Genomic DNA, 11,889 nt, shown 5'->3' with positions numbered 1-11,889 from the left:
GCCCCGGGCGGGGCGCCGTAGCGCTCCGCCCGGGGCGGTCACCTGTCCGTTTGCCGTTCTCGGCTCACATTTCGCTCGTGACGCTCACCCCGCTGAAGCCCTGCTGGGCGTAGAGGCTGAAGAAGACGTAGCCCGCCGGCGGGTTGGTGACGGTCAGCGTCTCCGAGTTGTCCGGGCCCGTCGAACGCGCGGTGTTCGCGTTGGTGTAGGCCCAGCCGCCCGGGTTGTAGTAGAGGTCGCCGTTGCCGGTGCCGCCACTGGTGGTGATCTTCACCTGCTTGGTGCCGGCCGGCACCGTCAGGAAGAAGTGAGCGTAGTTGCCCGTGGTCGCCGCGACGTTGCTGCGCGCGCAGTTGGCGTCCAGCTGCCGGGTGTCGGCGCCGGTGCACTCCGGCAACTGCGGCGTGGTGGGCGTGCCGCCGTCGGTGGCGCAGGCGCCCGCGGCGCACCTGGTCAGCCAGCTGTCGAAGTCGGCGTCGTAACGGGTGCCGATGGTGGTCTTCAGGATGGTGCGGGCACCGTTCCAGTCACCGGCGCGGTACTTGGCGAGGACCGCGTCCATGTCGGAACGGTGCTGCTCCAGCATGTAGCGCACGGCCAGGTACCCCCAGCGGTACACCCGGTCCTGGTCGCCGTAGGCGGTGTCGAAGAGGTCGCTCAGCCTGTAGGTGTGGCGGCCGGCCGCCGCGATGGCCGCGTCGTTGTTGACCTTGCGGTACGACCAGGAGACGTACTCGGCGAAGCCCTCCACCCACCAGACGGTCGGGGTGGTCATGCCGGCCTCGAAGTCGCCGTACATGTTGAACCGGCCGTCGAGGTAGTGGGTGTACTCGTGGTTGAGGTTCCAGATCTCGAAGGACGGGCGGGCCCACTCGGCCTCGTAGCAGAGGAAGCGCGGCTGGTTGCCGGCCGTGGCCGGCTCGCCCTCCAGGTACATGCCGCCGTTGTTGGTGTCGATGCCGTAGATCGCGGCGGCGAGCACCTGGTAGTCGAGCGAGGAGTGGAAGACCACGACCTCGATCGTGCTGTTGCCGTCGTCCTTGACCGGGCCGCTGTCCTTGGCCACCGCGTGGAAGAACGCGTCCTGACCGTTCAGGCTGGTGCAGGCGGTGCCGACCTGGGTGCTGTCCAGCGCCTGGGCGAGGATCGTGATGCTCGGGCTGCAGGTGTGCTTCACGGTCAGCACGCCGGCCTTGAGCTGGTCGGCCTTGTTGCAGGTGCCGTAGTACGAGCAGTTGCCGGCGTCGTAGTAGTCGACGCCCTCGGCGACCGCGGCCCACTGGTAGACGGTGCGGCCCTTCGGCTCCGAGGTGCCGACCAGCCCCTTGGCGAGGGGGCGGACCTTGGCCTGGAGGGCCGTGTCCTTCAGGAAGCGGGTGAGCTCCTTGGTCGCGTTGTAGACCAGCACGCCGTAGGTGTCGCCGAGCAGGGCGTTGTTGCGGGTCGCGAAGTCGGACAGCGCGTCCAGCACGCTCGGGTCGGCCTCGACGGCGGCGTCGAAGCCGGGCACCTGGTGGCCGCGGAACAGCACGGTGAAGACCGGGTTGACCGCCCACGCCATGCCGGCCGGGTTCCAGGTGTCGGCCTTGTAGTCGCCCAGCAGCCGCTTGACGACCGGCAGGTAGCGGACGTTCTCCTGGGCGCTGTCGATCAGGGTGACGGCCTCGCCCAGGATGGGCCCGTTGCCCGCCACGACGTCGCGCGAGTGCGCGCTGTTGAAGAAGGCGTCCAGGCCGGACTGGATCGCGGTCTTGAGGCCGGCGCCGTACTCGCCGACGTCCTGCTTGTGGTACCACTGCACGAAGTAGCCGGCGCGCAGGTAGAGCACCAGCTGCTCGACCGACGTGCTGTTGTCACCGGGGTAGTTGGCCGCCGCGTCGCGCAGCGCGTAGGCCACCGTGCTCATCTGCTCCTCGCGGAACGCGCCGCGAGCGTCGCCGCCGGTGAGCTGGAACAGGCTGTTGATGCACTGGACGTCGGCGTCCTTGATGTGCTGGACCAGGTCGCTACCGGTCCGGCCGGTGAAGTCGCCGACGGTACAGGGCTTTTCGGCCGCCGCGCCGAGGCGCAGGGCCTTGGCGGTCGGCCGGACCTCGGCCGGCCGGGTGTCGACCGGGAGCGGGGCGCGCTGGTCGACCGAGGCCAACTGCTGCCCGCTGTCGGCTCGTTCGGGGGCGCCGGTGGCGGGCTGCGGAGCCGGTCCGGTGGGGACGGGCGTGGGCGTGCCGCCGGGGGTGGGGGCGGCGGGAGCGGCCTGGGACTGCGGAGCGAACAGGCCGACCGCCAGGAACAGGGACAGGACGAGCGTCAGCAATCGTGCCAGCTGCGGGAGTCGCAGCAGACGTGAAGGACTCACGTGGGGGCCTCCGGGCCGTCGTCGGCCGCGACGTGGGGCGCGGCCGGTGGGGGTGTCGAGGACCGCTGGTGACGGCGCCGCGTGGGGGCGGTTCCGTCGGGCACGGTGGGGGATGTGACATGTACCATGGCACATCTCACATGGCCTTGGGAACCCGGGGCGTTGTGCGCAGTTCGCGGGGAATTCGGTCAGGACCCGTGATGGCGGTCCACCGACGGACCCGCCCCGGGCGGGGCGCCGTAGCGCTCCGCCCGGGGCGGTCACCTGTCCTGCATGCCGAGGTCGGCTCAGAATTCGCTCGTGACGCTCACCCCGCTGAAGCCCTGCTGGGCGTAGAGGCCGAAGAAGACGTAGCCGGCCGGCGGGTTGGTGACGGTCAGCGTCTCCGAGTTGTCCGGGTTGGTCGACCGGAGGACGTGGGAGTTGGTGTACGCCCAGCTGCCCGGGTTGTAGTAGAGGTCGCCGTTGCCGGTGCCGCCACTGGTGGTGATCTTCACCTGCTTGGTGCCGGCCGGCACCGTCAGGAAGAAGTGCGCGTAGTTGCCCGTGGTCGCCGCGACGTTGCTGCGCGCGCAGTTGGCGTCCAGCTGCCGGGTGTCGGCGCCGGTGCACTCCGGCAACTGCGACTGGCCCGGCGTGTTGGCGGCGCAGGCGCCGGCGGCGCACCTGGTCAGCCAGCTGTCGAAGTCGGCGTCGTAACGGGTGCCGATGGTGGTCTTCAGGATGGTGCGGGCACCGTTCCAGTCACCGGCGCGGTACTTGGCGAGGACCGCGTCCATGTCGGAACGGTGCTGCTCCAGCATGTAGCGCACGGCCAGGTACCCCCAGCGGTACACCCGGTCCTGGCTGCTCCTGGCGTAGACCGTGTCGAAGAGCTCACTCAGCTTGTAGGTGTGCTGCGAAGCCACCGCGATGGCGTCGGTGTTGACGGCCTTGCGGTACGACCAGGAGACGTACTCCGCGAAGCCCTCGACCCACCAGTCGATCGGCTGGACCTGGCCCGCGTCGTAGTCGCCGTAGACGTTGAACCGGCCGTCGAGGTAGTGGGTGTACTCGTGGTTGAGGTTCCAGATCTCGAAGGACGGGCGGGCCCACTCGGCCTCGTAGCAGAGGAAGCGCGGCTGGTTGCCGGCCGTCGCCGGGTCGCCCTCCAGGTACATGCCGCCGTTGTTGGTGTTGATGTCGTAGATGACCGCGGCGAGCACCTGGTAGTCGAGCGAGGAGTGGAAGACCACGACCTCGATCGTGCTGTTGCCGTCGTCCTTGACCGGGCCGCCGTCCTTGGCCACCGTGTGGAAGAACGCGTCCTGACCGTTCAGGCTGGTGCAGGCGGTGCCGAGCTGGGTGCTGTCCAGCGCCTGGGCGAGGATCCTGATGCTCGGGCTGCAGGTGTGGTCGACCGTCAGGTTGGCGGCCTTGAACTTCGCCGGGTCCTCACAGGTGCCGTAGTACGAGCAGTCGGCCTTGTCCCACCAGTTCACCGCGAGCGCCACCGAGCCACGCTGGTACATCGTGGGTCCGGTCGGGGCGGACTGCTGGGCCAGGGCCCGCGCGTAGGGGCGCACCTTGGGCAGCAGTTCCGGGTACTGCATGAAACGGGTCAGCTCGTTGGTCGCCTCGTAGACCGTCCGCCCGTAGGTGCCGCCGTGCAGGCCCTGGTTGCGGGAGATGAAGGTGAACAGGGTGTCCAGCACGCTCGGGTCGGCCTTGACGGCGGGGAGGAAGTCGGCCTCCCAGTGTCCGGCGAACAGCGCGGTGAGCACCGGGGTCAGCCCGTAGACCATGCCGGTCGGGTTCCAGGTGGCGCTGTCGTAGTCGGACAGCAGTCGCTTGACGACCGGCAGGTAGCGGGCGCTGTCCTTGGCGCTGTCGATCAGCGTGGTCGCCCGGGCCAGCGGGCCCGCGTTGTCCGCCGTGACGTCCCGCGAACGGGAGTTGGCGAAGAACGCGTCCAGCGCGGAGCGGGTCGCGGTCTTCAGGCCGGCGCCATAGGGGCCCACCACGTCGGGGTTGTAGAACTGCACGAAGTAGCCGGCCTGCAGGTAGAGCATCAGCTGCGAGATCGACGCGCCGTTGTTGCCCTGGTAGCTGTTCGCGGCGTCGCGCACCGCGTACGCCACGGCGGTCATCTGCGACTCGCGGAACGCGTTCGCGGCGTCGCCGCGGCCGATCTTGAACAGCGAGTTGACGCACTGGAGGTCGACGGACTTGATCTGCTGGACCAGCGCGCTGCCGGTCCGGCCGGTGAAGTCACCGACGTTGCAGGGCCGGTCGGCGGCCGCGCCCAGCCCGAAGGCCTTGGCCTGCGGCTGGTCGGCCGTCGGCAGGCCGGTGAGCGGGGCCGTCGGCGACTGGGGTACCAGGTCCTCCGGGCTGAGCCGCTTCCGGCCGTCCGGCCGCGCGGGGGCGGTGTCGACGCGGTCCGCGCCGATCGCGGGCGGCGGCGCCAGGTGGGCGGGCACCGTGCCGACGGGCGCACCGGCGGGGGTCGTCCCGCCGGGGGTGGGAGCGGCGGGGGTGGCCTGGCTGAGCGGGGCGAACACGCCGACCGCCAGGACGAGGGTCAGAACGAGCGTCAACAGTCTTGCCAACTGCGGGACTCGCAGTAAGCGTCGGCCATTCACGTGGGGGCCTCCGGGCCGTCAAAGGCCGCGAGTTGGGGCGCGGCCTACGGTGGAGCGAGGTCCGTCGGCGACGGCACCGCGTGGGGCGGTTCCGCCGTGGAGACGGTGGGGATGTGCCATGTACCATTGCACACATCACACAATATTGTGAAGGCCTTTACCCAAGGTCCACCCATCCACGACAGCGGAAAGGGCATGGCGACGAGTCGTCACCATGCCCTTTCCGCTTGCGAAGGAGGGGATTCCGGGAATTCCCGGCCGCCCCTCCCGGAGCGGCTACTTGCGGAGCAGCAGGATCACGCCCGCCGTCACCAGGCCGACCACGACGGCGGCCACGCCGTACGCCAGGCGGTGCGCCCGCAGCACCGGCAGGAAGCGGTCCACGGCGTAGCGGCCGGGGCCGGTCAGGGCGAGTGCCGCGGCGCCCGCGGTCAGCAGCAGCTCGTACTCGCTGCCCTTCGGGGCGAAGAAGCCGCCGCCCCAGGTGACGGCTATCGCGTTGACCATCGTGCCGACGATCGCGGCGCCCGCCAGCGGGGTCAGCAGGCCGACGGCGAGGGCGAGTCCGCCCAGCGTCTCGGTGAGGCCCGCCACCACGGCCATGGCGTCGCCGGCCGGGTAGCCGCTCATGGTGAAGAACTGACCGGTGCCGTCGATCCCGCCGCCGCCGAACCAGCCGAACAGCTTCTGGCTGCCGTGCGCGGCCATGGTCAGGCCGAGGGCCAGGCGCAGGAGCAGGAGTCCGGCGTCGTAGGCGTGCGGGGAGGTCATCGCGGACCCGGCGGTGTCCCGGGCCGGGCTGACGGTGGTGGTGGCGGCGGTCGTGCTCGGGCTGCTGCTCGGCATGCGCGTCTCCATCGATCGGGGTTCGGTCGTCGTCCGGCGCGGCCGGACGTGGTCACGGGTTGTGGTGGTGCGGCGGGCAGGGGTCGTCACCCCCACCGTTGTTCAAATTTGAACCGCCGCTCTTCGACCGTACCGCGAAGTTCGAATTTGAACAACTGACGGATCGTCGGCGACTCGCGGAGCCCGTCCGGGCCGGAGAGGGTGGAGGCATGGCTCAACACAGGCACCACCGACGGGAGGCGCGGACCGGCACCCCGTACCCCGAGGCGCTGGACGCCTTCGGCGAGCGCGTCCGGCTCATCACCCCCGGCCAGTGGGACTCCCCCACGCCGTGCAGCGACTGGTCCGTCCGCGACCTGGTCAACCACCTCACCGGCGAGCAGCTCTGGGTACCCGAACTGCTGATGGGCGCCACCGTCGGCGAGGTCGGCGGACGCTTCGACGGCGACGTGCTCGGCGACGACCCGGTCACCGCCTGGACCGACGCCGCCGAGGCCGCCCGGGAGGCCTGGGCCGTCCCCGGCGCCACCGAGCTGACCGTCCACCTCTCCTTCGGCGACACCTCCGGCCAGTACTACCTGGACCAGCTCACCACCGACCTGGTGATCCACTCCTGGGACCTCGCCGAGGGCATCGGACGGCTCACCCGGCTCCCGGACGGGCTCGTCGGGTTCGCGCTCGGCGAGTTCGCCGGGTACGGGGACCTCTCCGGCAGCGGGCTCTTCGACCCGCCGGTGCCGGTGCCCGAGGACGCCGGACCGCAGACCCGGCTGCTCGCCCTCGCCGGGCGGCAGGACGGCGGGTGACCGGGCTGCGGGTGACCGGGCGGCGGCACGGAGGGTGACCGGATCGCACGACGGCGGGTGACCGGGATACGCGACGGCGGATGACCGGGCTGCGGCGCGCAGGGCGGACGGCGGCGTCTCCGGGCGGGCGGGCGCGACTCCGCGTGACCGGCCGCGCCCGCGCGTGAACGGGCGCGCCTCCGGGTGAACGGGCCGGCGCCGGATACTGGAAGGCGACGGGGGAAGTCTTCCGTGCGAGAGGCGGGCGGGCCATGAGCCGCAGGCCTGACATCCTCGGCGAGTTCACCGCCGACCACCGGGCGGCGATCGAGCTGCTCGACCGGATCGAGGCCGCACCGGCCGACGACCCCGGGCGCGGCGAGCTGCTCGCCCGGCTGACCGACCTGCTGTTCACCCACTGCGCCGCCGAGGAGGAGCACCTCTTCCCCGTGGTGCAGCACGACGTGCCCGACGGCGGGGCGCTGGTCTTCCGCAGCATCCACGACCACCTGGCGATCGGGCAGTACCTCGCCGACCTCCAGGGGCTCGGACCCGCCGACCCGGCCCTCGGCACCCTGCTGCGCGGCCTCGCCGAAACCCTGCGCCGGCATCTGCGCGACGAGGAGGAGCAACTCTTCCCGGCCGCCCGCAAGGCCCTGCCGGCGGCGGCCCGCACCGCGCTGGGCGACCGGCTGCGGGCGGACCGGGCCGAGCTGGACTCCCCGGGCTGATCAGGCCCCGGGCCGATCGATTCTCCTGGCCGATCAGTCCTTCGGGCCGATCACCGCGAACCGGGCGCCCTCGCGGTCCCGCAGCCGGGCCACCCGCCCGTACGGGGAGTCGAAGACCGGCCCGAGCGCGCCGCCGCCCAGCTCCACGGCCCGGGCCAGCGCCCGGTCGGTGTCCGGGACGGCGAAGGACACCTCCCAGTGCGGCGGCATCCCGGCCGGGCCGCCCGCCTGTTCCTTGGCCAGCGCCGCGACACTGTGGCCCTCGGCGCGCAGCACCACCCGGTCGTGCTCCCAGCGGACGTCGAAGCGCTCCGGGTCCCGGCCGTCCCAGCGGAACACCTCGCCGTAGAACAGTGCCGCCGCGAACGGGTCCGGGGTGCGCAGCTCGATCCAGACCGGCGCGCCGGGCACGTCCAGCTTCCGGGCCCGGCCCGGCGGGCCCTCCCAGATGCCGAACACCGCGCCCGCCGGGTCCGCCGCGAAGGCCACCCGTCCGGCGTCGAAGGTCAGCGGGCCGACCGCCAGCGTCGCGCCGCGCTCGCGCACCGCGTCGGCGGCGGCGTCGGCGCTCTCCGTCCCGAAGTAGCTGGTCCACGCGACCGGGATCGCCCCGAAGCCGGCGACGCCCAGCCCGGCCACCGCCTCCCCGCCGGTCACCGCGTGCACGTACGGGCCGAAGCGGTCCGGCCCGGGCTCGAACTCCCAGCCGAGCAGGGGCCCGTAGAACTCCTCGGCGTCGTCCAGGTCCCGGGCCATCAGGCTCACCCAGCACGGTACGGCCGCCACACAGCGCACCCTGGCGGCCGTCTCACCGCTGCCCATCGCGAACCTCCTCGCCCACCCGGCCGCCGGGCCCCTCCCGACTCCCACGGCCCACCGGCCGCCCGGGACGCCCACAGCCTAGGCCGCCACCCGCACCGCCCCGGGGACGCCATGCCCGGGATCAGCGCACCCACTTCTTGAGGGGCTCGGTGTCCAGGGAGATGCCCACCGGGTCGGGCAGCTGGACGGCCTTGCCGAAGGGGAGGGTGTGGACCGTCTCGTAGCGGAACGAACTGCTCGGGCAGCATCTGCGGGCGCTCGGAGATCACAGTCACGGGCCCCTCCTTCTCCTGGACACCCTTCGGGCCAACGAGGTCCCGGCGGGTGGTCACGGGCCGCTCGGCTTCGATCACAGCCCAGCCGGCCGAGGCACCCCTCGTATGACGCAGGTCACATGGGGGGCGGAAATTCCGGGGACGGATTCCCCGTTTGCGAGTACGTTGGAAGAAGCGGGGAGAATTTCCCCGGTATCCTGATGAGGAGCAGTCGTCGTGGCCACCACCGCCGAGTCGGTCCGTCCCGCCGGGAGCGCGCGTACGCCGAAGTTGCGTGCGGACGCGAGCCGGAACCGGGAGCGGATCGTGCTGGCGGCCCGGGACGCGTTCGTCGAGCACGGTGCGGACGCACCGCTGGACGAGATCGCGAAGCGGGCGGGGGTCGGCAATGCCACGCTGTACCGGAACTTCCCGGACCGGGTGGCGCTGATCCACGAGGTGGCGGTGCTCGTCAAGAACCGCATCCTGGCCCTCGCCAAGACGGCGACGGCCGAGGCGGACGCTCCTGACGGCGGCGGCCCGTTCGACGCCCTCCAGCGGTTCGCGCACGCGTCCGTCGGGGAGAAGGTCGGCGGTCTCTGCACCCTGTTCAGCAACCATGTCGACCCGTTCGACCCGGAGTTGACCGAGATCCGGGAGCGCCTGCAGGCCGCCGTGGGCGGGCTGATGGAGCGCGCCCGGGCCGCGGGCGAGCTACGGTCGGACGTCGACCACGGTGACCTGTTCATCGCGATGAGCCAGCTGACCCGGCCACTGCCGAACACCGCCTGCCGACTGCTCGACGACTTCGTCCACCGGCACCTGCAGATCTTCCTGGACGGCCTGCGCGCGCCGGCCGCTTCGGTGCTGCCCGGCCGGGCCGCGACCTTCGAGGACTTCCAGCCCCAGAACTGACCCGACCACCAGGACCGACCGCCCGACGGCGCGCTGTCGCGCCCCGGCACACCCTTTCACCGCACCTTCCCCGTGCGGCAACCCGCCGTTCCCGTACGGCACTCGACCGTTCACGCACACCACACGCACCGTGAAGTGAGTACCCCCATGCCTCAAACCGACGCCCGACCGGCGACGCTGCCCGATCCCCGGCGCTGGAAGGCCCTGATATTCATCGGGCTCGCCCAGCTGATGGTCGTCCTCGACGCCACCATCGTGAACATCGCCCTGCCGTCCGCGCAGCGCGACCTGGGCATCTCCGACGGAAACCGCCAGTGGGTGATCACCGCCTACGCGCTGGCCTTCGGCGGCCTGCTGCTGTTCGGCGGCCGGATCGCGGACCTCTGGGGCCGCAAGCGGACCTTCATCGTCGGCCTGACCGGCTTCGCCCTCGCCTCCGCGCTCGGCGGCGCCGCGGCCAACACCGCGATGCTGCTCGGCGCCCGCGCGCTCCAGGGCGTGTTCGGCGCGCTGCTCGCGCCGGCCGCGCTGTCGCTGCTCGCGGTGAGCTTCACCGAGGCGCGTGAGCGCGCCAAGGCCTTCGGCATCTACGGCGCGATCGCCGGTGGCGGCGGCGCCATCGGTCTGATCCTCGGCGGCCTGCTCACCGAGTACATGAACTGGCGCTGGACCTTCTTCGTCAACATCCCGTTCGCCATCGTGGCCGCCGCGGGCGCCGTGCTGGTGATCCGCGAGCCCGCCGAGGGCCGCAACCGCAACCGGCTGGACGTCCCCGGCGTGCTGCTGGTGACCACCGGCCTGGTCGCGCTGGTCTACGGCTTCACCCGCGCCGAGTCCGACGGCTGGTCGTCCGGCAGCACCATCGGGCTGTTCGTCGCGGCCGCCGTGCTGCTGACCGCCTTCGTGCTGGTGGAGCGCCGGGTCAAGGCCCCGCTGCTGCCGCTGCGCGTGGTGCTCGACCGCAACCGCGGCGGGGTGTACCTGTCGCTGGGCATGGCCGTGATCGGCATGTTCGGTCTGTTCCTCTTCCTGACCTACTACCTGCAGATCGTGCTCGGCTACAGCCCGGTGCTGACCGGCGTCGCCTTCCTGCCGATGGTGGCGGGCATGATCACCGGCTCGACCCAGATCGGCGCCCGGCTGATGACCAGGGTCCCCGCGCGCTACCTGATGGCGCCCGGCTTCCTGGTCGCCTCGGTCGGCATGTTCCTGCTGGCCCACATCGGCGTGAACACCTCGTACCCGGCGCTGATCCTGCCCGGCCTGGTCCTGATGGGCCTCGGCATGGGCACCGCGTTCATGCCGGCCATGAGCCTCGCCACCCACGGCGTCCAGCCGCGCGACGCGGGCGTGGCCTCGGCCATGGTCAACACCTCGCAGCAGGTCGGCGGCGCCATCGGCACCGCGCTGCTGAACACCATCGCGGCCAGCGCGACCACCGGGTGGCTGGCCGCGCACGCCACCGCGGCGGCCACCTCGCCGGAGGCCGCCAAGGCGTTCCAGTTCCAGGGCATGGTGCACGGCTTCTCGACCGCGATCTGGGTGTCCTTCGGGATTCTGGTGGCGGCCGCCGCGGTCGCCTTCACCTTCGTCAACGCCGGCCGGCCGGGTGCCGCGGCGGGCTCGGACACGGGCGCGGCGAAGGAGAACGAGGTGCCGGTGCTGGTGCACTGACGGCCGGGGGTTTGCTCGGGTGCGTACGCGGCCCGTCCGGTGTCCTCCAGGACACCGGACGGGCCGCTCGCCGTTCGGGGCCGCGGAGCCAGGTGACCGGGGGCCGGGGCCCCGAACGGCTCCGGGGAGCCGCCAAGGACCCCGGGGTAGAAGTGGGGATCACTCCCCGATTATGGTGGCCCTCAGTGCGAATCGGGGACTCCTCCCCGTTTCCTTCGGACCGAGGTGCGTGCACATGACCCGGAATCAGAGCCCTGGGCGGGGGCAGCGGGCCGCCGACTGGGCGGACGGCCGGCTGGGGATCCACTCCCTGGCCAGGGCGAACCTGCGGAAGATCTTCCCGGACCACTGGTCCTTCATGCTGGGCGAGATCTGCCTCTACACCTTCCTGATCATCATCCTGACCGGTGTCTGGCTGACGCTGTTCTTCAAGCCCAGCATGGGCGAGGTGGTCTACGCGGGCTCGTACGTCCCGCTCAAGGGCGTCCCGATGTCGGAGGCCTACGCCTCCACGGTGGACATCAGCTTCGAGGTCCGCGGCGGTCTGCTGATCCGCCAGATCCACCACTGGGCGGCGATCGTCTTCGTCGCCGCCATGTTCGTCCACATGATGCGGGTGTTCTTCACCGGCGCGTTCCGCAAGCCGCGCGAGATCAACTGGGTCTTCGGCTTCCTGCTGCTCTTCCTCGGCATGCTGGACGGCTTCTTCGGCTACTCGCTCCCGGACGACCTGCTCTCCGGCACCGGCATCCGGTTCATCGAGGGCTCGATCCTCGCCGTCCCGCTGATCGGCACGTACATCCAGATGTTCCTGTTCGGCGGCGAGTTCCCCGGCCACGACATCGTGCCGCGCTTCTTCACCATCCACGTGCTGCTGATCCC

Annotated in this window: 9 protein-coding genes and 1 pseudogene; 5 read left to right on the top strand and 5 right to left on the bottom strand. The window is 71.5% G+C overall.

Annotation, left to right across the window (positions count from 1 at the left end; genetic code table 11):
* Positions 1-64 precede the first annotated feature (64 nt).
* The 3 genes from ACWGKU_RS38025 to ACWGKU_RS38015 all read right to left on the bottom strand — a co-directional run bounded on the left by ACWGKU_RS38025 (position 65) and on the right by ACWGKU_RS38015 (position 5,751).
* Positions 65-2,356 carry a M9 family metallopeptidase gene (locus ACWGKU_RS38025; RefSeq protein ID WP_452180190.1) on the bottom strand — a complete coding sequence of 764 codons (2,292 nt, stop codon included), beginning with the start codon at positions 2,354-2,356 and terminating at the stop codon, positions 65-67.
* Between the two features lie 287 nt (positions 2,357-2,643).
* Entirely contained in the window at positions 2,644-4,935 is a 2,292-nt protein-coding gene (locus tag ACWGKU_RS38020) for a collagenase (protein ID WP_452180191.1), read from the bottom strand.
* Positions 4,936-5,256: 321 nt separating this feature from the next.
* Positions 5,257-5,751 carry a DoxX family protein gene (locus ACWGKU_RS38015; protein ID WP_452180196.1) on the bottom strand — a complete coding sequence of 165 codons (495 nt, stop codon included), beginning with the start codon at positions 5,749-5,751 and terminating at the stop codon, positions 5,257-5,259.
* A 284-nt stretch (positions 5,752-6,035) separates the two neighbouring features.
* Here ACWGKU_RS38015 and ACWGKU_RS38010 point away from each other — a divergent pair, with 284 nt between their 5' ends.
* Together ACWGKU_RS38010 and ACWGKU_RS38005 are read left to right on the top strand one after the other, a co-directional pair.
* Complete coding sequence (locus ACWGKU_RS38010) at positions 6,036-6,632, top strand: TIGR03086 family metal-binding protein (RefSeq protein WP_401051040.1); 597 nt, start codon at positions 6,036-6,038, stop codon at positions 6,630-6,632.
* A gap of 251 nt (positions 6,633-6,883) precedes the next feature.
* Positions 6,884-7,342 (top strand): hemerythrin domain-containing protein, encoded by a 459-nt coding sequence (locus ACWGKU_RS38005; RefSeq protein WP_452180192.1) that lies wholly within the window; start codon positions 6,884-6,886, stop codon positions 7,340-7,342.
* Positions 7,343-7,375: 33 nt separating this feature from the next.
* Here the strand turns inward: ACWGKU_RS38005 and ACWGKU_RS38000 are convergent, their stop codons facing one another.
* Together ACWGKU_RS38000 and ACWGKU_RS37995 are read right to left on the bottom strand one after the other, a co-directional pair.
* Positions 7,376-8,164, bottom strand: a complete 789-nt coding sequence (locus ACWGKU_RS38000; protein WP_359912392.1) for a VOC family protein — start codon at positions 8,162-8,164, stop codon at positions 7,376-7,378.
* 121 nt (positions 8,165-8,285) lie between these two features.
* Positions 8,286-8,390 (bottom strand): annotated as a pseudogene (locus ACWGKU_RS37995) (Uma2 family endonuclease); the annotation flags it as partial.
* A 265-nt stretch (positions 8,391-8,655) separates the two neighbouring features.
* Between ACWGKU_RS37995 and ACWGKU_RS37990 the strand changes: the two are divergent.
* From ACWGKU_RS37990 to ACWGKU_RS37980, 3 genes are all read left to right on the top strand, one after another.
* Positions 8,656-9,333, top strand: a complete 678-nt coding sequence (locus ACWGKU_RS37990) for a TetR/AcrR family transcriptional regulator (protein WP_452180193.1) — start codon at positions 8,656-8,658, stop codon at positions 9,331-9,333.
* A 147-nt stretch (positions 9,334-9,480) separates the two neighbouring features.
* Complete coding sequence (locus ACWGKU_RS37985) at positions 9,481-11,007, top strand: MFS transporter (protein ID WP_452180194.1); 1,527 nt, start codon at positions 9,481-9,483, stop codon at positions 11,005-11,007.
* A 235-nt stretch (positions 11,008-11,242) separates the two neighbouring features.
* Positions 11,243-11,889: cytochrome b (locus tag ACWGKU_RS37980; RefSeq protein ID WP_452191761.1), on the top strand; the 647-nt coding region annotated here is incomplete at its 3' end.

This window comes from Kitasatospora sp. NPDC054768 (assembly GCF_053612025.1).
This window is presented reverse-complemented; position numbering and strand designations above follow the sequence as displayed.